This window comes from Lysobacter yangpyeongensis (genome assembly GCF_042655745.1).
In the GTDB taxonomy this organism is placed as follows: domain Bacteria; phylum Pseudomonadota; class Gammaproteobacteria; order Xanthomonadales; family Xanthomonadaceae; genus Agrilutibacter; species Agrilutibacter yangpyeongensis.
The window spans coordinates 46158-65666 of the sequence record NZ_JBHSNM010000006.1 but is presented as its reverse complement, the minus strand read 5'-3'; the positions used below and the strand labels follow the sequence as shown (position 1 = coordinate 65666).

17 protein-coding genes are annotated in these 19509 nt (G+C 69.8%); 9 read left to right on the top strand and 8 right to left on the bottom strand.

Going from position 1 to position 19509, the window contains the following annotated elements:
* Nucleotides 1-42 precede the first annotated feature (42 nt).
* The 4 genes from ACFPN1_RS14145 (at nt 43) to ACFPN1_RS14130 (ending at nt 3925) form a co-directional block, all read left to right on the top strand.
* Complete coding sequence (locus tag ACFPN1_RS14145; protein WP_386755791.1) at nt 43-672, top strand: nucleotide-binding protein; 630 nt, start codon at nt 43-45, stop codon at nt 670-672.
* A gap of 157 nt (nt 673-829) precedes the next feature.
* The gene (locus tag ACFPN1_RS14140) at nt 830-1306 is read left to right on the top strand and encodes a SixA phosphatase family protein (RefSeq protein ID WP_386755790.1); all 477 of its coding nucleotides are present in this window, start codon (nt 830-832) and stop codon (nt 1304-1306) included.
* A 10-nt stretch (nt 1307-1316) separates the two neighbouring features.
* On the top strand, nt 1317-1898 hold the full coding sequence (locus ACFPN1_RS14135; protein WP_386755789.1) for a YceI family protein: 582 nt from the start codon (nt 1317-1319) through the stop codon (nt 1896-1898).
* Between the two features lie 11 nt (nt 1899-1909).
* Nucleotides 1910-3925, top strand: a complete 2016-nt coding sequence (locus ACFPN1_RS14130) for a phospholipase D family protein (protein WP_386755788.1) — start codon at nt 1910-1912, stop codon at nt 3923-3925.
* A gap of 559 nt (nt 3926-4484) precedes the next feature.
* Here ACFPN1_RS14130 and ACFPN1_RS14125 read toward each other — a convergent pair.
* Complete coding sequence (locus tag ACFPN1_RS14125) at nt 4485-5807, bottom strand: amidohydrolase (protein ID WP_386755786.1); 1323 nt, start codon at nt 5805-5807, stop codon at nt 4485-4487.
* A 153-nt stretch (nt 5808-5960) separates the two neighbouring features.
* On the opposite strand from ACFPN1_RS14125, the gene ACFPN1_RS14120 reads away from it, so the two are divergent.
* Together ACFPN1_RS14120 and ACFPN1_RS14115 are read left to right on the top strand one after the other, a co-directional pair.
* A complete protein-coding gene (locus ACFPN1_RS14120; RefSeq protein WP_386755785.1) occupies nt 5961-6890 on the top strand; it encodes an alpha/beta hydrolase in 930 nt (309 codons plus the stop codon).
* 73 nt (nt 6891-6963) lie between these two features.
* Nucleotides 6964-8295, top strand: a complete 1332-nt coding sequence (locus ACFPN1_RS14115) for an APC family permease (RefSeq protein WP_386755784.1) — start codon at nt 6964-6966, stop codon at nt 8293-8295.
* Here the strand turns inward: ACFPN1_RS14115 and ACFPN1_RS14110 are convergent, their stop codons facing one another.
* The 7 genes from ACFPN1_RS14110 to ACFPN1_RS14080 form a co-directional block, all read right to left on the bottom strand.
* Nucleotides 8296-8724: a DUF3574 domain-containing protein gene (locus ACFPN1_RS14110; protein ID WP_386755783.1), complete on the bottom strand. Its 429-nt coding sequence runs from the start codon at nt 8722-8724 to the stop codon at nt 8296-8298. It lies immediately after the preceding gene.
* Nucleotides 8721-9113, bottom strand: coding sequence for a YybH family protein (locus tag ACFPN1_RS14105; RefSeq protein WP_386755782.1), 393 nt, complete (start codon nt 9111-9113; stop codon nt 8721-8723). Before ACFPN1_RS14105 ends, ACFPN1_RS14110 begins: the two co-directional genes overlap by 4 nt.
* A gap of 126 nt (nt 9114-9239) precedes the next feature.
* Nucleotides 9240-10349 carry a cell division protein ZapE gene (gene zapE / locus ACFPN1_RS14100; RefSeq protein ID WP_386755781.1) on the bottom strand — a complete coding sequence of 370 codons (1110 nt, stop codon included), beginning with the start codon at nt 10347-10349 and terminating at the stop codon, nt 9240-9242.
* An 80-nt stretch (nt 10350-10429) separates the two neighbouring features.
* Complete coding sequence (locus ACFPN1_RS14095) at nt 10430-11113, bottom strand: alpha/beta hydrolase (protein ID WP_386755780.1); 684 nt, start codon at nt 11111-11113, stop codon at nt 10430-10432.
* 88 nt (nt 11114-11201) lie between these two features.
* A complete protein-coding gene (locus ACFPN1_RS14090) occupies nt 11202-11717 on the bottom strand; it encodes a c-type cytochrome (RefSeq protein WP_386755779.1) in 516 nt (171 codons plus the stop codon).
* A 158-nt stretch (nt 11718-11875) separates the two neighbouring features.
* Nucleotides 11876-12775 (bottom strand): hypothetical protein, encoded by a 900-nt coding sequence (locus ACFPN1_RS14085; RefSeq protein ID WP_386755777.1) that lies wholly within the window; start codon nt 12773-12775, stop codon nt 11876-11878.
* Nucleotides 12776-12872: 97 nt separating this feature from the next.
* The gene (locus ACFPN1_RS14080) at nt 12873-13604 is read right to left on the bottom strand and encodes a glutamine amidotransferase (RefSeq protein WP_386755776.1); all 732 of its coding nucleotides are present in this window, start codon (nt 13602-13604) and stop codon (nt 12873-12875) included.
* A gap of 233 nt (nt 13605-13837) precedes the next feature.
* Here ACFPN1_RS14080 and glyQ point away from each other — a divergent pair, with 233 nt between their 5' ends.
* The 3 genes from glyQ to ACFPN1_RS14065 all read left to right on the top strand — a co-directional run bounded on the left by glyQ (nt 13838) and on the right by ACFPN1_RS14065 (nt 19505).
* Nucleotides 13838-14755, top strand: coding sequence for a glycine--tRNA ligase subunit alpha (glyQ, locus tag ACFPN1_RS14075; RefSeq protein WP_386755775.1), 918 nt, complete (start codon nt 13838-13840; stop codon nt 14753-14755).
* A 214-nt stretch (nt 14756-14969) separates the two neighbouring features.
* Nucleotides 14970-17063, top strand: coding sequence for a glycine--tRNA ligase subunit beta (gene glyS / locus ACFPN1_RS14070; protein ID WP_386755773.1), 2094 nt, complete (start codon nt 14970-14972; stop codon nt 17061-17063).
* A 591-nt stretch (nt 17064-17654) separates the two neighbouring features.
* A complete protein-coding gene (locus tag ACFPN1_RS14065) occupies nt 17655-19505 on the top strand; it encodes an autotransporter assembly complex protein TamA (protein WP_465262154.1) in 1851 nt (616 codons plus the stop codon).
* Nucleotides 19506-19509 lie beyond the last annotated feature (4 nt).

Below are 19509 nucleotides of genomic sequence, written 5' to 3'. Positions count from 1 at the left end.
CGGCTCATTGCGCCCAAGGGCAGCCCAACAAGGGGGTCGCTGATGAAGACCGTTCTGGTGGCCAGTTCCAAGGGTGGCGCGGGCAAGACGACCATCGCCACCCACCTCGCCGCGCAGGCGGCACTCGATGGCCTGCGCACCGCGCTGGTCGATGCCGATCCGCAGGCCTCCTCGACCCGCTGGGCGCAGAAGCGCGCCGGCCTCGACACCGCGGTGCTCGCGCTCGACGGCACCCGCCGCAAGGGCTGGCTGAAGCATGTGCCCGACGATACCCAGCGCGTCATCGTCGACGGCGCCGCCGGCGCGATGGCCGACGAGCTCAATCCGTTCCTGGAAACCGTCGATGCGGTGATCGTCCCGGTGGTGCCCTCGACCTTCGACATCGAAGCCACCGTCCCCTTCCTCGATTCGCTGGCCAAGCACCCGCGCGTGCGCAAGGGCACGCTGCGCGTCGGCCTGGTCGGCAACAAGCTCAAGCCCTGGACCAACGTCTCGCAGCAGGCGCTGGACCTGCTGAAGCAATGGCCTTATCCGCTGGTGGCGCAGTTGCGCGACAGCCAGGGCTACGTCGTCACCACCGCGCTGGGCAAGAGCCTGTTCGACTATCACTCCGCGCAGGTGCGCGAGCACCAGGCGGACTGGCAGCCGTTGCTGCGGTGGTTGAAGAGGTGACGCGGGAACAGGGAACGGGGAACAGGGAAGCAACCGCAACAGCCCTGTGTGACTCGTTCCCCGTCGCCTCGACGTTCACCTGTTGTCGCTTCCCCGTTCCCCGTTCCCCGTTCCCCGTTCCCCGTTCCCCGTTCCCCGTTCCCGGTACTGGAAGCCCATGCGCGAACTGATCCTGCTCCGTCACGCCCACGCCGAAGCCGCCGCGTCCGGCCAGGCCGATCTCGACCGGCCGCTGTCCGCCGAAGGCCTCGCCGAAGCCGAGGCGGCGGGGCGCTGGCTCGCGGAGAACCGGCTGGTGCCCGACTGCGTGCTGTGTTCGCCGGCGCGGCGCTCGCGCGAGACGCTGGAAGCGGTGCTCGGCGCGATCGGCTACGTCGACCAGCGCATCGAACCGTCGATCTACGAGGCCACGCCCGGCACCCTGATCGATCTGGCCGATGCGCACCTGCAGGCGGAACGGCTGTTGATGGTCGGCCACAATCCCGGCTTCGAGCAGCTCGCCGCGCTGCTGCACAGCGGCCAGTCCGGCGACTACCGCGGCATGCCGCCGGCGGGCATCGCGGTGCTGACCGTCCCGGCCGGCGCCGCGCTGGAGCCCGGTGTCGCGCAGCTCAGCGCCTTCTGGTGGCCGTGATTCCGACGCAGTGCCTCGCCGTATCGTGCTTGCGCTGATCGCCGCGGCGTTCGCCTTCGCGCTGCCGTTCGCCGCGACCGCGCAGGCCCTGGATCCTGCGCGCAGCCGCATCGACTTCGACCTGCAGACGCGCTGGGGCCAGACCATCAGCGGCCGCTTCCCGCGCTACGACGGCGAAGTCGTGCAGCGCGCCGACGGCCGCCACGAAGTGCATATCCGTCTGGCCACCGCCGCGGTCGACGTCGAAGGCTCGCGGCGCTACACCCGCTTCGCGCGCGGCGAGAACTTCCTCGACGCCGCCCATCACCCCTGGGTGGAATTCCGTTCCGAACCGTATCCGCCCGAACTGCTGGCGAGCGGCGGCTGGCTGTACGGCACGCTGACCATGCACGGGATCAGCCGTCGCGAGGCGTTCCTGGTGGCTCCGGCGGCGTGCGCGCGGCCGGCGCACGATTGCGACGTGGTCGCGCAGGGCCGCGTGCTGCGCACCGATTACGGCGTGGAAAGCTGGCGCTGGGCGCTGACCGACGATGTCAGCTTCCGCCTGCGCGTGCGTGTGCTGGACACGCCTCCGTCGGTCAGCGCCCCGTAAAATCGCGGCCCATGAAGTGCCTCCCCCGATTTTTCCTGGCCGCGTGCGCGCTCGCGCTCGCGGCCTGTGCCAGCCTGTCCCCCGCGCAGCGCGAGCAGAGCGCCGCCATCGTCGCCGCGGCGCGCCCGACCGCGGTCGAGTGCGCGGCGCTCGACAAATGCGCGCAGCCCTCGCCGCTGCGCGACCTCGCCGCGCGCGCGCTGGCCGAATCCACGCCGGAACAGCCGCATCACTACGCGATCATCATCGACCGCGGTCCCGACGCGATGCTCGCGCGCATCAACCTGATCCGCGCCGCCACCACCCGCATCGACCTGCAGACCTACATCTTCGACGAGGACGACGCCGGCCAGCTCGTGCTCGACGAACTGCTGCGCGCCGCGCGTCGCGGCGTGAAGGTGCGGGTGCTGCTCGACCAGCTGTCGGCGCTGCGGCGCGTGGAGACGCTCGCCGCGCTGGCCGGCGCGCACGCCAACCTCGAGGTGCGCATCTACAACCCGGTGCTGCACCGCGCGCGCATCAACTACCCGCAGTACGCGCTGGCGGCGGCGTGCTGCTGGCGCCGGCTCAACCAGCGCATGCACTCCAAGGTGCTGCTGGTCGACAGCGCCGTGGGCATCACCGGCGGGCGCAACTACCAGGACGACTATTACGACTGGGACCGCGAGTTCAACTTCCGCGACCGCGACGTGCTGGTTGCCGGGCCGGTCGCCGCGACCATGGACGAGGCCTTCGTCGCCTTCTGGAACGATCGTCGCAGCGTGCCCGTGGAGTACCTCACCGATGTCGGCAAGCGGCTGATCGACGGCGGCGTTCCCGCGTTGCCTGCGCCGGAGTTCGAGCGCCCGCAACGCGCGCAGGCGATGCGCGACGAGGCCGCCGACGCCGCGGTGGTGACGCAGCGCCTGGTCGCCGCGGCCATTCCGGTCGGCGCGGTGCACTACGTGTCCGATACGCCGAGCAAGCAGCGCAGCGCCGGCCGCGAGCGCGAGTGGACATCCGACGCCCTGCGCCAGCTGATCGAAACCGCGCACGACGAAGTGCTGCTGCAGACGCCGTACCTGGTGATGTCCAAGCCGGCGCAGGCGATGTTCCGGCGCATGCACGCGCGCGATCGCGCACAGCGTCCGAAGGTGATCGTGTCGACCAATTCGCTGGCCTCGACCGACGCGTTCATCGCCTACGCGCTGTCGTACAAGTACAAGCGTCGCTACCTGCGCGAATTCGGCTTCGACATCTACGAGTACAAGCCGTTTCCGCTCGACGCGCCGATCGACATCGCCGCCACCGGGGCGGACCTGCCGGCGCTGTTCGCGGGCGATCACGGCCCGAGCGAGGCGATGGCGCGGCTGGGCCCGGGTTCGGGCTCGCCGGCAGGTTCCTCCGGCTCGGGCGGTCGCCGCCGTCCCGCGGCCGCCGCCTCCGGCAGTCGCGGCATCTACGACCGGCGCAGCGTGCTGTATCGCCCGTACCAGGCGCCGCTCTCGCGCGAATACGCGGCCAAGCGCTACGCCCGCCGCCGTTCCAACGAACCGGTGCCGCTCAAGCGCGCCGGCGTGCGCATCGGCCTGCACGCCAAGTCGGTGGTGATCGACGAGCGCATCGGCGTGATCGGCACGCACAACTTCGATCCGCGCGGCGACAACTACAACACCGAGAGCGCGCTGGTGATCGAGGACGAAACCTTCGCGCATGCGCTCGCCGAAAGCATCCGCCGCGACATCCGGCCCGACAACGCCTGGGTGATCGCGCCGCGCGACAAGCCGCCGGTGTTCTCCGGGCTGGAGTATTCGATCGGCAAGGTGTCCGAGCACATGCCGGTGTTCGACCTGTGGCCGATGCGCTACGCGACCAGCTACGAATTCGTGCCGGGCCCGGCGTGTCCCGAGCCGCTGCCGCGCAGCCATCCGCGCTTCCGCGCCTGCTATCGCCCGGTCGGTGATTTCCCCGAGGTCAATATCGGACTGAAGTCGCTGACCACGCGCATGTTCACCGCGTTCGGGGCGGGGCTGGCGCCGATCTTGTAGGGCGAAAGGCGCCCTCACCTGCCCCGGCACACTCCCCCCTCGCCCCGCTTGCGGGGTGAAGGCGGGCGCTAGTGCGCCACTGGCGCACGCCCGACTGAACGCCCTTGCGCTACGCGCAAGGGCCGGGGGCAGGGCGAGGGACAGCGTCGCGGAGCGACGCAGGGTGAGGGGACGTGTCGCGAAAGCAACAACAAGAGCAAAAGCGCCCCTCATCTGCCCTTCGGGCATCTTCTCCCCGCTGATGCGGGGAGAAGAAGGGCAAGAGCCAAAAACCTCCCTCGCCCGCAAACACACCCCTCGCCCCGCTTGCGGGGCGAAGGCGGGCGCTTGTGCGCCACTGGCGCACGCCCGACTGAACGCCCTTGCGCTACGCGCAAGGGCCGGGGGCAGAGCGAGGGACCGCATTGCGAAGCAATGCAGGGTGAGGGGAGGTGTCGCGAAAGCAACAACAAGAGCAAAAGCGCCCCTCAACTGCCCGTCGGGCATCTTCTCCCCCGCTGGTGCGGGGAGAAGAGGAAGTCACAGGCGCAGTGGAAAAGTCCCGCCACGCCAAGGGCGCTCAGCCCCCGCCCGCCCCCTGCAGGAAATCCAGCGTCACCTGCAGCATCGCGCGGAAGCCCAGATCCAGCGCCGACTCGTCCATCGCGAACTGCGGCGAATGGTTGCTCGGGGCGGTGGCCGGATCGGTGCCCCGGGCGGTGCTGCCCACGAAGAAGTACATCGACGGCACTTCCTTCGCGAAATACGCGTAGTCCTCCGCGCCCATCTGCAGCGGCGGTTCGATCACGTTGTCCTTGCCGGCGACGGCTTCCAGGCTCGGGCGCATGCGCGCGGTGAGCGCGGGATCGTTCACCGTCACCGGGTTGCCCTTCGCGTCGGGCACCTTCGCTTCGACCGTGGCCCCGTGCGCCGCGGCGACGTGCTGCGCGACATTCTCCAGGTCGGCGAAGATCTTCTCGCGCATGCCCGCATCGAAGGTGCGGATGGTGCCGCTCAGCTCGACGTCGTCGGGAATGATGTTGAAGCGGATGCCGCCGTGAATCGTGCCGAAGGTGACCACCGCGGGCAGCTTCGCCAGATCGGTGCGGCGCGACACGATCGTCTGCGCCGTGCCGACGATGTCGGCGGCGGCGACGACCGGATCGATCCCGCCCCACGGCCGCGAACCGTGCGTCTGTCGACCGTGCACCCTGATCGTGAACCGGTCCGACGCGGCCATCAGCGGTCCCTGCCGCACGCCGATCTGCCCGGCCTGCAGCGTCGAGAACACGTGCAGGCCGAAGATCGCGTCGGGTTTGAAATCCTTGAACACGCCTTCTTCCAGCATCATCGGCGCGCCGCCGTTCTCGCCGGGCGGCACGCCTTCTTCGGCGGGCTGGAAGACCAGCATCACCGAGCCGGGCAGGTCCTTGCGCATCGCCACCAACGCGTCGGCGATACCGAGCAGGATGCTGGTGTGGCCGTCGTGCCCGCACGCGTGCATGACGCCGGTGGTCTGGCCGTTGAAGGTATCGGTCACCTTCGAGGCGAAGGGCAGCCCGGTCTGTTCGGTGACCGGCAGGGCGTCCATGTCGGCGCGCAACGCGAGCTTCGGCCCGGGCTTGCCGCCTTCGATGATCGCGACCACGCCGTGGTGCGCGATGCCGGTCCGCGGCTTGAGTCCGAGCGAGCGCAGGTGCTCGGCGACCTTCGCCGCGGTGCGCTGTTCGCGGTTGGACAGTTCCGGGTGTTCGTGGAAGTCGCGGCGCCACGCGATCAGTTGCGCGCTCTCGGCCTTCGCGGCCGCGGCGACTTCGGGGCGTTGCATGGGTGCGGGCGACGCGGCTTGCGCATGGACGGCGAGCGCGCACAGCGCGACGGGCAGCAGAACGAGACGGCGCATGGGAATCCCGGCGGATGGAAAGCGCCGATGCTACCGCCAACGCCGGCGCCGACCCGTGCCAAACGAGCCGAAGCCACCGGCGCGCGTCAACCGCCGCCGCGCTCGCGCGTTGCCTGCCCCGGGGCGCACGGCGCCGTGCAACGGAGCAGACGAATGAGGCTTTCCCGGCGGATAGCGGTGTTGTGCATCGTGGCATGCAGCGTGTGCGCGGCGATCCCGCCACCGGCGGCACAGGCACGTGGACGCTGGCGCGAACGCCTGGCCGAGCGTGTGGCGCAGCGGCGTACCGAATCGGTCGATCCGGCGGATCTTCCCGGCAACGTGAAAATCTGGCGCGACCAGGCCTACGGCAGCGACCGCGCCCAGCGTTTCGACGTGTACGCGCCACGCGGCGCGACGCATGCGCCCACGCTCTTCCTCGTGCACGGCGGCGGCTGGAAGCGCGGCGACAAGCAGGCCGCCAACGTGGTGACGGCCAAGGTGCGGCACTGGACCGCGCAGGGCTACGTGGTGATTTCCGCCAACTACCGGATGCTGCCCGACGCCGACCCGCTCACGCAGGCGCGCGATGTCGCCGCGGCGATCGCCAGTGCGCAACGCGACAGCGCGCGCTGGGGCGGCGATCCGGACCGCTTCGTGCTGGCCGGGCACTCGGCCGGCGCGCACCTGGGCGCGTTGCTCGCGGCCACGCCGACGGCGCTGGCGCAGGCCCATGCGCGGCCGCTGCGCGGCGCGCTGCTGCTGGACAGCGCCGCACTCGACACCGAAGCGCTCATGGCGCGGCCGCACCCCAAGCTCTACGACGAAGCCTTCGGCCCGGACCGCTCGTACTGGCGCGCCGCCTCGCCGGTCGCGCAACTGACGGCGCCGGGCGTGCCGATGCTCGTGGTGTGCTCGACGCAGCGTGCGAATGCGTGCCCGCAGGCGCACGCCTTCGTCGCGAAGGCGCAACGCCTCGGACGCCGCGCGCAGGTGCTGGAACAGGACCTCGGCCACGGCGACATCAATGCCGCCCTCGGCGAACCCTCGGCGTATACCGCGGCGGTAGATCGCTTCCTGCAATCGCTCCAGCCGCAGGCATGAGCACATGCTGCGCCCGCACTTGGAGCGGGCGCGGTCGCATGCGACCCTGCGGCGATTCCGCAGGACACGATCGATGAACGATTCCGCCTCCACCCGCCCCTCGGCGCTACAGGGCGACGCCGCGCTGCTGCGCGCGGTGGGCGCCTTCGCGCTGACTGCGGCGGTGATCAACATCATCGTCGGCGGCGGCATCTTCCGCATGCCTTCGGCGCTGGCGACGCAGATGGGCGCGACCGCGCCGCTGGCGTTGCTGGCCGGCGCGCTGGCGATCATTCCGATCGCGCTGTGCTTCGCCGCGGTCGGCAGCCGCGTGCAGGTGACCGGCGGTCCGTACAGCTATCTGAGCGCCACCTTCGGTCCGTTCGCCGGTTTCCTCGGCGGCGCGCTGATGTGGATCAGCAACTTCACCTCGAGCGCGGGCGTGGCCGCGGCGCTGTCGGTGCAGGTCGCGAACCTGGTGCCCGCGTTCGCGCCACCGCTGCCGCGCGCGCTGTTGCTCACCGCGGTGTACGGCGTGCTGTTCGCGCTCAACGCGTTCGGGGTGAAGCTCGGCGCGCGCACCATCACCACGCTGGCGGCATTGAAACTCACGCCGCTGTTCGCGCTGGCGGCGATCGGCCTGTGCTTCGTCGACTGGTCGCAGGTGAGTTTCGCGATCGACGAAGTGCCGTCGTGGAGCGCGCTGGGCGCGTCGATGGTACTGGTGATGTTCGCGTATTCGGGCATGGAAACCGCGCTGATTCCGTCGGGCGAACTCAACGATCCGGCGCGCGACGTGCCGCGCGCGACGCTGGTGGCGATCGTGTTGGTGGTGCTGCTGTATCTGGCGCTGCAGGTCGTCGGCCAGGGTCTGCTCGGGCCGAATCTGGCGACCAGCGGCGTGCCGGTCGCCGACACCGCGGGCGCGCTGTGGGCGCCGGGGCGCGTGTTGCTGCTGGTCACCGCCTGCATCTCGATGACCGGCTTCCTGATGGGCAACCTGTTCGGCACCGCGCGCCTGGTGTTCGCGCTCGGGCGCGACGGCTACCTGCCGCGCGTGTTCGGCACGGTGAGCGCGACGCACCGCGTGCCGCTGTGGGCGCTGGCGGCGCATGCGTTGCTGGCGTGGGCGCTGGCGCTCGGCGGCAACTTCGACGCGCTGGCGCTGATCTCCGGCGGCGCGATCTGCCTGGTCTACGGCCTGGTCAGCATCGCCGCGTGGCGCGCGCAGGCGCGGGACCTGCGCGAGCGCGGCGATGCGCCGTTCGTGCTGCCGGGCGGGTTCCTCATTCCGTTGCTGGCGATCGCCGCGATGGTGGCGATCACCGCCACGCTCACGCGCAAGGAATGGCTGGCGATCGGCATCGCGCTCGCCGTGCTGGTGGTGACCTACGCGTTGCTGCGCCTGCGTCCGCGCGGCGGCTGATCAGAACGACACGCAGGCGGGCGCACGCACGCGCATCACCGCCTCCTGGCGGAAGCGCCGGCGGTAGTCGTCGGCGATCGCGCGGACCGCGGCGTCGCTCGCGGGATCGTCACCGTGCAGCAGGGTGAGCACGTACGAGGCTTCGCGCGCGATCGAGCCGTCGGTGCCGCGCCATTGCCCCGACGCCGGCCACACGCTCAGGCCCTGCGGGAAGCGCGGCGTCACCGTTTCGGCGAGGAACTGCGACCACTGCGCGGGCGTCACGCTGCCGTCGGGCGTCTGCGTGCCGAAGTACAGCGTTTCCTGGACCATCGATTGCGCGTCGGCCGCGCACCGCGATGCGGCGGCCGATTCGCGCAGCGACGCGCAGCCGGCCGTCGCTGCGGCCACGGCGACGACGAGCACTGCGCGCGCCGCTCGCGCGTTCATGGCGATGCGACCGCCACCAGCAGGTTGGCGTCGCGCGCCAGGCGCCAGCGTGCGCCGTCCCTGTGCAATACGCTCAGCGTGTGCCCGGCGCGCACGACGGGCGCCTGGCCCGGCGCCGTCGCGGTGACGGTGAGATGCGAACGCATGAAGGCCCAGTCGCCGTGCACCTGGATCTCCTCGATCTCGCTGCGGCCGTCGAACCGCATCGCGGCACCGGCCTGCGCCTGCATGGCCTGCGCGAACTCGCGCTTGCCGAAAGGCGGGCGACCCGGCACGAGGAACACCGCGTCCTCGGTCATCAGTTCGAGCACCGCCGCGGTGTCTCCCGCCTGCGTCGCCGCCATCCAGCGGTCGACCAGGTCGCGGATCGCGGCTTCATCGGGATTCATGGCGACGGCTCCGTGGGCGGCGCATCATTGTGCGCCCGGCCATCGTGGAATCGTGGTGAGTCGCGCTGCTGCAGCGATACGGGGCGCCACCGCGATCGTACGAATGTCGCCGCGCCGTCGCCCGCCTCAGCCGCGATGCTCCAGCGCCAGGTATTCGGCCGACTGCATCTCGATCAGGCGCGAGGTGGTGCGCTCGAACGCGTGGTTGAGCTTGCTGCCCACGTACAGTTCGGTCGGCGCCGCCGCCGCGGTGCAGACGAAGTTGACGTGGCGGTCGTAGAGCTCGTCGATCAGGTGCACGAAGCGGCGCGCCGGATCGTTGCGGGTGTCGTCGAGCTGCGGGATGCCGCCGAGCAGCACGGTGTGGTGCTCGGTCGCGATCTCGATGTAGTCGCTGGCCGCGCGCGGGCCTTCGCACAGCGCGGCGAAGTCGAACCACGCATGGCCTTCGGCGGTGGCGCGCACCGGGATCTCGCGGCCGTCGATCTCGATCGCGCCGGCGGCATTCGCGCACGGGTCCTGCGGCAGGCCGGCGGTGAGTTCGCGCCAGCGCGAGGCCAGCCATTCCTCGGACTGCGCATCCAGCGGCGCGCGATACACCGGCGACCGGGTCAGCGCGCGCAGGCGGTAGTCGTTGGGGCTGTCGAGCAGCAGTTCCACCGTGTGCGCGCGCAGCTGCGCGATGGCCGGCAGGAAGCGTTCGCGCTGCAGGCCATGTGCATACAGGTTCTGCGGCGCGGTGTTGGAGCTGGTGACCAGCGCCACGCCCTCGGCGAACAGGCGTTCGAGCAGGCGTCCCAGCAGCATCGCGTCGCCGATGTCGTTGACGAAGAATTCGTCGAGCACCAGCACGCGCAACTGCCGGCGCCAGTCGCGCGCGATCTTCGCCAGCGGATCGCTTTCGCCGGCGTGCACGCGCAGCGCGGCGTGCACTTCGCGCATGAAGCGGTGGAAGTGGGTGCGGCGCTTCTCGGCGATCGGCAGTCCGTCGAAAAACAGATCGATCAGAAAGGTCTTGCCGCGACCGACGCCGCCCCACAGGTACAGGCCTTTCGGCGTTTCGGTCTTGCGGCCGAACAGGCTGTCGAACAAGCCACGCTTCACCGGCTGCACCAGCAGCGCGTGCAGGCGGTCGAGTTCGCGCAAGGCGGCGTGCTGCGCCGGATCGTCGTTCCACTCGCCGCGCGCGACGCCGTCGGCATAGCGCTGCGAGGGCAGCCGGGCCGCTTCGCTCACGAACGGGCTCCGGGAAGACGGGATGTCGCGGGCACGGCTTCGCCCCTCGCCTCGTTCGCGCGTGCGGGCATCGGCATCACTCAGTCGGCGACCGGGTTGGGCAGGTACGGCCGGATGGCGGTCTTGATCGCGCCGCGCAGGTCCATCAGGCGGCGATGGAAGAAGTGGCTGGTGTCGGGCATGCGCACGAGCTCCGGCGCCAGGCGCAGCTGCGGGCGGATCGATTCCACCCAGTCGTACACGGCCTGCGGCTCGACGATTTCGTCGGCATCGCCCTGGATGATCAGCCACGGGCAGTCCGGCAGCGTGATCGCGCCGAAGTCCCAATTGCGGCCCGCGGCCGGCGGTGCGATCGAGATCAGCATGCCCGGCTGCAGTTCCGCCGCGCACTTGATCGTCACGTAGGAACCGAAACTGAAGCCGGCCAGCCACAGCTGCGCCTCCGGCCGTTGTTCGCGCACCCAGCGCGCGACCGTGCGCAGGTCATCGGATTCGCCCTGGCCGTGGTCGAACTGACCGTGCGAGGCGCCGGTGCCGCGGAAGTTGAAACGCACCGTGGCGATGCCCGATTCGCGCAGCGCGCGCGCCGCCATCGTCACCACCTTGTTGTGCATGGTGCCGCCCTCGGTGGGCAGCGGATGGCAGACGATCGCGATGATCGGTTGCGCCGGCCCCTCGGGCAGGTCGACGGCGGTTTCCAGGTCGCCGACCGGCCCGGGCAGCCGCAGCGATGCGGATTCGGTGGGGAACGTGGGTGCGTTCATGTGCGCATTCTACGGGCGCGGCCATGACGGCCGGGCCGAAAACGACAACGCCGCCCGGAGGCGGCGTTGCGGAAGTCGTGGGTCGAACTTACTTGATGTTCGACAGCATCCAGTCGACGGTGGCCTTGACCTGTTCGTCGGTGAGGGCCGGGTTGCCGCCCTTGGCCGGCATCACGCCGGCGCTGCCGGTGAAGCCTTCGATCGCGTGCTTGTACAGCGTGTCCTTGCCCTGGGCGATGCGCGGGCCCCAGTGGGCCTGGTCCAGGGTCGGGGCGCCGCCGGCGCCGGAGGTGTGGCAGCCGGTGCACAGCTGGCCAAAGATCACCGAGCCGTCGGTGGTGCCGCCGTAGGCGACCTGCGAGGCGGCCTGGGCGGCGGCGGCGGCCTGGGCGGCCTGCTGCGCGGCGGCGCCGGTGCTGCCGGCATAGACCGCGCCGGCCGGCGCGATGCGCATCTCGGTGCGCTTGGCGGCGATCGGGCTCACTTCCGCCGGCAGCTGCTGGTGCACGTAGTAGGCACCGATGATCAGGCCCAGGGTCACCATCACCAGGAAGGCGATCACCATGGAGAATTTCTTGAGGAATTCGAGGTCGTAATTGCGCACGAGGGGCGGGTTCCTACAGCAATGCCTGGGACGTGTTCCCGGACCACGGACGGCCTGCGCCGGCGGGTCAAAGAGCGCGAATTATTCCAGAAGCGGGCAGCGGGCGCGAGTTTTCCCTCCGCGCCCGGGGCCCGGCGATACCGGCGATGGGCGCGCGATCAGGCTTCGAAGCCCGCGATCGCGGGCGCCGGCGTGTCGCCGGCCACGTCCCGCCAGAAGTGGTACATGACCCCGAACATCACCGCGTACAGCGCCAGCATCGCGCCCAGATAGAGCAACAGCACCGCCAGCACCCCCAGGGTCGGATGCAGCAGGCTGAGGACGGTGGCGACCAGCAGCGCGGCCAAGCTCGCGGCCATCACCGCCGCGATGATGACCACCGCCATTACCAGCAGCGGCAACAGGTTGCGTGAGGCGCCGGACAGGCCTTCCAGCAGTGCCGCACCGACGCTGCGCCCGCGCAGCACCAGCTGCCCGAGTCCGATTGCGAACACCGCCGCGACGAACAGCGCGAACAGGCCGGCCAGGCTGAAAAGACCGCCGACGCCCTCCGGCGGCGCCGGCACCGCGGGCTGCTGGCCGGGCTTCGCGTTCTGCAGCAGCTCGGCCAGGCTGGCCGACCAGGCCTGCAGGGCCTCCATGACGCCGCCGAAGATCGCCATGATCACGGTGAACGCGCCCAGCTGCACCAGCAGCATGACGAAGCTGAAGACGATCATGCGCCGTGCATCGTGCGCATCGCGGAACGGCGCCAGCACGTCGGCGGCATGCGCGGGCACGCCGCGTTCGCTGGCATCGATCACGCGCAGGTAGCCGCCCATCAGCGGGCCGAGCAGGATCACGCTGACGACGGTGGTCAGCGCGGCGATGACCGCCGCCAGGCCCGGGCCGGGCCGCAGCAGCGCATGCGCGAAGACCTGCAGCACGCCCGGCACCAGCGCCGCCACCATCAACAGCGATGCGCCGCCGAAGACGGCACGCGGGTTGGTTCGCCCGACATTGAGCCCGCGCTTGAGCCAGGCCAGGCCTGCCAGCGGTCCGTTGGCGCGAGTGGTCATCACATCTCCGTGGGGGAAGGGCGCGCCGCAGGATGGGGGCGCGCCGGGCCGGGTCCAATGCCCGGGTGAAAAATGCGGGTAGGGAATGCCGGTGGAATCAGCGCGGCAATTGTCGCGCGTGGCGCACGAACCGCCGCAGCACCAGCCGCGCGTGCGGCGTGGCGCTGACGCCGCGTGCCACCTGCCTGTGGCAGCGGCCCTCGCGCGCCAGCGCCTCCTCGCGGGCGTGCACGTAGCCGCGCATGTGCGTGGCGGAAAACTCGGGGTGGAACTGCACGCCCCAGGCGCGATCGCCCCAGCGGAAGGCGTGGCAGGCGTCGTGGTCGGACTTCGCCAGCACCGTCGCGCCCGCCGGCGCGCGCAGCACGCTCTGCAGATGGGTCGCCTGCGCCGGGAACTGCGCCGGCAGGCCCGCGAACAGCGGATCCTCGCCCGCCTGCGGATGCAGCTCCAGTTGCACCGTGCCCATCTCGCGGCCCGCCGGGTGGTAGTCGACCTCGCCGCCCAGCGCATGCGCGATCAGCTGATGCCCGTAGCAGATGCCGAACAGCGGCAGGCCGTCGTGCGCGGCCTCGCGCAGCCAGGAGGCCGCGCGCTCGCTCCAGTCGTGGCGGTCGGTGACCATCGCGCCCGAGCCGGTGACGATCGCGCCGGCGAACCCCTCGCGCGACGGCAGCGCCTGCCCGGCCTCGACGTTCACCACGACGGCATCGTCCGGTTCCAGCCCGGCGGCGACGCGGATCCAGTGCGGGAAGCCGCGATGGCGGCGCATCGAAGCGACCGGCTGGCCGGTTTCGAGGATGAGGAAGGGGTGAGGATGCCGCGTCAAGCCGATGCCCTGTCGGCATCGGCTGCGGCACCGAACGCCCGGCCATGGATGGCCGGGCCGGACGATCCGAAGCCGATGCGGTTGCGCCACGGACGGCACTGCAAGGTCATGGAAACACCGTCAGGCGGATCAGAAAAACCATTTGCCGGTGGGCCGCGCGAACATCGAAAAACCAGCTGCCGCAAGCCCCGTCGCTATACTACCGCGCTTTGCCCCGCGGCCTTCCCGAACCCATGTCACAAGCCAGTGCGCCGACCTTCCAGCAGCTGATCCAGCGCCTCAACGCCTACTGGGCCGAGCGCGGCTGCGTGCTGATCCAGCCGCTGGACCTCGAGGTCGGCGCCGGCACCTTCCACCCGGCGACCTTCCTGCGCGCGCTGGGCCCGGAACCGTGGAACGCCGCCTACGTGCAGCCCTGCCGCCGCCCCACCGACGGCCGCTACGGCGAGAACCCCAACCGCCTGCAGCGCTACTACCAGTACCAGGTGGTGATGAAGCCCTCGCCGGACAACATCGTCGAGCTGTACTTCGATTCGCTCAAGGCGCTCGGCGTCGATCCGCTGGTGCACGACCTGCGCCTGGTCGAGGACAACTGGGAATCGCCCACCCTCGGCGCGTGGGGTCTGGGCTGGGAAGTGTGGTTGAACGGCATGGAAGTCACCCAGTTCACCTACTTCCAGCAGGCCGGCGGACTCGAATGCCGCCCGGTGCTCGGCGAGATCACCTACGGCCTCGAGCGCCTGTGCATGTACCTGCAGAACGTCGACAACGTCTACGACCTCGTCTGGACGCACGGCCCCGACGGCACGCCGGTCACCTACGGCGACGTGTATCACCAGAACGAAGTCGAGCAGTCGGCGTACAACTTCGAACATGCGAATGTCGAGGAGCTGTTCCACCGCTTCGACGCGTGCGAAGCCGAGGCGCTCAGGCTGATCGAACTGGGCCTGCCGCTGCCCGCCTACGACCAGGTGTGCAAGGCCTCGCACAGCTTCAACCTGCTCGACGCGCGCCGCGCGATCTCGGTGACCGAACGCCAGCGCTACATCCTGCGTGTGCGCAGGATCGCGCAGGGCGTCGCCGAGGCGTACTACGCGCAGCGCGAGAAGCTGGGTTTTCCGGTGGTGAAGAAGAGCGCCGAAGCGGCGTGATCGATCGCGCGCTTTGAAGCCCCTCTCCTCCGGAAGAGGGGTTGGGGAGAGGGTGCGACGAAGCGGGAAGGGTGGACAACCAGCAGCCGGACCGCGCTCGTTGCCCTTTCCTCCGTTGCACAAGTTCCTTCGCTCCGCCGAACCCTCATCCGGCGCTTCGCGCCACCTTCTCCCGGAGGGAGAAGGGAAAAAAACAAAAGCAAAAGGCACCACGATGACGATGCAACCGCTCCTGATCGAACTCGGCACCGAAGAACTCCCCGTCAAGGCCCTGCCCGGCCTCGCCCAGGCGTTCTTCGACGGCGTGCTCGACGGCCTGGCCAAGCGCGGCATCGCCTTCGAGCGCGGCGACGCGAAGCCGCTGTACACGCCGCGCCGCCTCGCCGTGCGCCTGCCGGGCGTGGCGACGGAACAGCCGGAGCAGGCGTCGGAAGTGCTCGGCCCGTACCTCAACATCGCGCTCGACGCCAACGGCGAACCGACCCGCGCGCTGCAGGGTTTCGCGCAGAAGGCCGGCGTGGAATGGACCGCGCTGGAAAAGACCAGCGACGCCAAGGGCGAGCGCTTCGTGCGCCGCTCGGTGAAGCCGGGCGCGAGCACCGCATCGTTGCTGCCGGAAATCATCAACGAAGCCATCGCCGCGATGCCGATCCCCAAGCCGATGCGCTGGGGCGACCACGACTACGGTTTCGCGCGGCCGATGCACTGGCTGGTGCTGCTGCTGGGCAAGGACGTCGTCGCCGGCGAAGTGCTCGGCATCCGCGCCGACCGCATGAGCCGCGGCCACCGTTTCCTGCACGACAAGCCGGTGTGGATCAACGGCGCCGGCGAGTACGTCGAGGCGCTGCGCGGCGCGAAGGTGCTGGTCGACCCGGACGAGCGCCGCGCGCGCATCGTCAGCGAAGTCGAACACGCCGCGCAGGCCGGTGGCGGCAGCGCGCGCATCGACGCGGGCATCCTCGAAGAGGTCAACGGCCTGACCGAGTGGCCGAAGGCAATCGCCTGCAGCTTCGACCGCGACTTCCTCGCCGTGCCGCAGGAAGCGCTGATCGCGACGATGGAGGCGAACCAGAAGTTCTTCCCCGTGCTCGACGGCGACGGCAAGCTCAGCGAACGCTTCATCGGCATCGCCAACATCGAGTCGAAGAACGAAGCCGAAGTGCGCAAGGGCTACGAGCGCGTGATCCGCCCGCGCTTCGCCGACGCGCAGTTCTTCTTCGTCGAGGACATGAAGCAGGGACTGGCCGCGATGGCCGAGGGCCTGAAGACCGTGACCTACCAGGCCAAGCTCGGCACCGTCGCCGACAAGGTCGCGCGCGTCGCCGCGCTGGCCGAAGCAATCGCGCCGCAGGTCGGCGTCGATCCCGCACTGGCGCGCAAGGCCGCCGAATTGTCGAAGGCCGACCTGCAGTCGCGCCTGGTCAACGAATTCCCCGAACTGCAGGGCATCGCCGGCCGCTACTACGCCGCGGTGGAGAATCAGCCGCTCGAGGTCGCCAACGCGATCGACGAGGCCTACATGCCGCGCTTCGCCGGCGATGCGATAGCAAAGTCGAAGCTGGGCCAGGTGCTGGCGATTGCCGAGCGCCTGGACACGTTGACCGGTGGCTTCGCCGCGGGCCTGAAGCCGACCGGCAACAAGGATGCGTTTGCGTTGCGGCGTAATGCTTTGGGGCTGGCGCGCATAGTCGTCGAAGGCGGCATCGAACTGGATTTGCGAAAGCAAATCGCCTCTGCAATCGCTCAATTGCCCCCTGGAGGACAGCCAAGCGCTGACCGTAATACCGAAACACTGGGTCTCGATCTGTACGACTTCATCATCGATCGCCTGCGCAGCTACTACGCCGACCAAAGTGTCCCCGTGCAGCAGTTCGAAGCCGTGGCGGCCTTGCGTCCCGCCTCGTTGCTCGACTTCGACCATCGCCTGAAGGCCATCGGCGAATTCGCCAGGCTGCCCGAAGCCGAAGCCCTCGCCGCGGCCAACAAGCGCATCCGCAACATCCTGAAGAAGGTCGAAGGCGAGCTGCCCACGGCGATCGACCCGGCGCGTTTCACCGAAGCGGCCGAGCGCGAACTCGGCGACGCGGTCGAAGCCGCGTGCAACGACACCGACGCGCTGCTGCAGACGCGCGACTACGTCGCCGTGCTCGGCCGCCTCGCGCGCCTGCGTCCGCAGGTCGACGCCTTCTTCGACAAGGTGATGGTCAACGTCGACGACGCGGCCGTGCGCAACAACCGCCTCGCCCTGCTCAAGCGCCTGAGCGACCGCCTCGGCAGCGTCGCGGCGATCGAGCACCTGTCGATCTGATCGTGGGGATGCCGTGCATGCCACGGCATCGCTTCGCCCGCATCGCGGCGCAAGCCGGGGCGCCGGCACGTGTCGTCAGCTTTCCTGCCGTCATCCCAGCGCAAGCTGGGATCCATTGTGCTGTTCTTCGCTCCGTCAGCGGCAACGTGGACAGCAAGATCAAAATGGATCCCAGCTTGCGCTGGGATGACGAGATTGCCGGGTGCCGGACGGCCGCATGCAGCCACAAGCCTGACCGCGCACACGTTCACAGGCTGACCTCGCATACGTCCGCAAGCCTGACGCAAATCCGACCTGGCATGCGTCCGTAAGCCAGACCTCGCAGAAGTCCGCAAACCTGACCTCGCGCGCGTCCGAACCCGACCTCGCACATGTCCGCGACCCGACCCCATGCACATCGCGCGATCCGCCACGTGACAGGCCCCGCACACTTCCCGCTCCGTTAATTCCCTTTTGATCCGCGGCCGGTATCCTCGCCCGATGCCCCGTCTCCCCCGACTGCTCATCGCCGGCTTCCTGTGCACGCTCGCCGCCGGCGGTGCGCGCGCCGCGACGGTGGCCGCGGTCGACGTGCGCGGGCTCGATGAGGCGATGGCGCTGAACGTGCGCGTGTCGCTGTCGCTGGTCGATGCGATCGGCCAGGACATCTCCGGCCGCCGCCTGGCCTACCTGCTGCGCGAGGCCGAGAGCGAAACGCGCGAGGCGCTGGAACCGTTCGGCTACTACTCGCCGCGCATCACCGTCGAACGCACGCGCGACGGCGTGACCACGGTGGTCGGTGAAACGACGGCGCCCGCGGCACCGCCCGCTGCCCCTACCGCCGCCGCAAGCACTCCGACGAATCCACCGACCGCTTCCGTCGCCGAGCCCGGCGCCACTGCGCCTGCCGCGACCGCCGCCAGCGAAACGCCCCCGCCCGGCGAACGCCGCACGAACACCTCGCCCGTCACCGTCACCATCACCGTCGAGCTCGGCGAGCCGGTCACCGTGCGCCGCTCCCATATCGCCATCGAAGGCGAAGGCGGCGACGACAAGTACCTGCGGGCGGACCTCGGCGAGTTCCGTCCGCAGTCCGGCGATGTCTTCGACCACGCGCTGTACGAAGCGAGCAAGACCCGCATCACCCGCCGCCTGGCCGAGCGCGGCTATTTCGATGCCGACTTCGCCACGCGTCAGGTCGCGGTGACGCGCGCCGAGCACGCGGCCGACATCGACCTGGTGTGGACCAGCGGCGACCGCTACGACATGGGCCCGATGCACATCGTGCAGACGCCGAAACACATCATCCGCGACAGCCTGATCGAGAAGCTGATCTACTGGGACGAAGGCAGCTACTACCACCAGGGCAAGCTCGACGCCTTCCGCGACTCGCTGGCGCGGCTCGATTATTTCGCCGGCATCGACATCCAGCCGCAGCCGGAGAACGCCGTCGATGGCGAAGTGCCGGTGGAAGTGACGCTCACGCCGGCCAAGCGCAGCATCTACACCGCCGGCCTCAGCTACGGCACCGACAGCGGTGCCGGCGTGCGCTTCGGCATCGAGCGCCGTTACCTCAACGATCGCGGCCACAAGCTGCTGAGCCAGATCGACTGGGCGGAAAAGCGCAAGACCGCGACGGTGCAGTACCGCATTCCCGCCTTCGCCTGGCTCGACGGCTGGTACACGGTCAGCACGCAGTTCTACGACGAGCAGACCGACTACATCGACACGCGCAAGATCGAACTGGTCGGCAGCCGCAGCGGTCAGGTCAACGACCGGCTCAACGCGGTCGCGTCGCTGCACGGCCTGCGCGAACGCTGGGCGTATGTCACCGACGACAACGGCGGCGGCGAGGTCGCCTACAACTACGCGACCTTCCTGTATCCGTCGCTGCGCGGCGAATACATCGATGCCGACAACCGCCTGTTCCCGCGCGACGCGTTCGGCCTCACCGTCGAACTGCGCGGCGGCCTCAGCGGGCTGGGGTCGGACGCGAGCTTCCTGCAGGCCTGGGGCACGGCGCGCTGGTACCAGGGCATGGGCGAACGCAACCGCCTGATCCTGCGTGGCGAAGCCGGCTACACCTTCACCAACGGCCTGGTCGACATGCCGCCGAGCCTGCGCTTCTTCGCCGGCGGCGATCGCAGCATCCGCGGCTACGCCTTTCGCGAAGTCGGGCCGACGCTGGTCACCGGCGACGGCAAGAAGTTCGCGCTGGGCGCGAAGAACGTGCTGACCGGTTCGGTCGAGTTCGAGCATTACTTCAACGAGAGCTGGGGCGCGGCGGCCTTCGTCGACAGCGGCGATGCCTTCGACGACGACCGGCCCGACTTCCACACCGGTGTCGGTTTCGGCGTGCGCTGGCGCTCGCCGGTGGGCCCGGTGCGCCTGGACATCGCCCACGGCCTGTACGACCCGGATTCGCAGTACGAGATCTACCTCAACATCGGCGCGGACCTGTGATGGC

What these genes read in the sequence shown, in the direction of transcription:
- ACFPN1_RS14145 (WP_386755791.1), top strand. Translation starts at nt 43, where the DNA reads ATGAAGACCGTTCTGGTGGCCAGTTCCAAGGGTGGCGCGGGCAAGACG.
- ACFPN1_RS14140 (WP_386755790.1), top strand. Translation starts at nt 830, where the DNA reads ATGCGCGAACTGATCCTGCTCCGTCACGCCCACGCCGAAGCCGCCGCG.
- ACFPN1_RS14130 (WP_386755788.1), top strand. Translation starts at nt 1,910, where the DNA reads ATGAAGTGCCTCCCCCGATTTTTCCTGGCCGCGTGCGCGCTCGCGCTC.
- ACFPN1_RS14125 (WP_386755786.1), bottom strand. Translation starts at nt 5,807, where the DNA reads ATGCGCCGTCTCGTTCTGCTGCCCGTCGCGCTGTGCGCGCTCGCCGTC.
- ACFPN1_RS14120 (WP_386755785.1), top strand. Translation starts at nt 5,961, where the DNA reads ATGAGGCTTTCCCGGCGGATAGCGGTGTTGTGCATCGTGGCATGCAGC.
- ACFPN1_RS14115 (WP_386755784.1), top strand. Translation starts at nt 6,964, where the DNA reads ATGAACGATTCCGCCTCCACCCGCCCCTCGGCGCTACAGGGCGACGCC.
- ACFPN1_RS14110 (WP_386755783.1), bottom strand. Translation starts at nt 8,724, where the DNA reads ATGAACGCGCGAGCGGCGCGCGCAGTGCTCGTCGTCGCCGTGGCCGCA.
- ACFPN1_RS14105 (WP_386755782.1), bottom strand. Translation starts at nt 9,113, where the DNA reads ATGAATCCCGATGAAGCCGCGATCCGCGACCTGGTCGACCGCTGGATG.
- ACFPN1_RS14095 (WP_386755780.1), bottom strand. Translation starts at nt 11,113, where the DNA reads ATGAACGCACCCACGTTCCCCACCGAATCCGCATCGCTGCGGCTGCCC.
- ACFPN1_RS14085 (WP_386755777.1), bottom strand. Translation starts at nt 12,775, where the DNA reads ATGACCACTCGCGCCAACGGACCGCTGGCAGGCCTGGCCTGGCTCAAG.
- glyQ (WP_386755775.1), top strand. Translation starts at nt 13,838, where the DNA reads ATGTCACAAGCCAGTGCGCCGACCTTCCAGCAGCTGATCCAGCGCCTC.
- glyS (WP_386755773.1), top strand. Translation starts at nt 14,970, where the DNA reads ATGACGATGCAACCGCTCCTGATCGAACTCGGCACCGAAGAACTCCCC.
- ACFPN1_RS14065 (WP_465262154.1), top strand. Translation starts at nt 17,655, where the DNA reads ATGGCGCTGAACGTGCGCGTGTCGCTGTCGCTGGTCGATGCGATCGGC.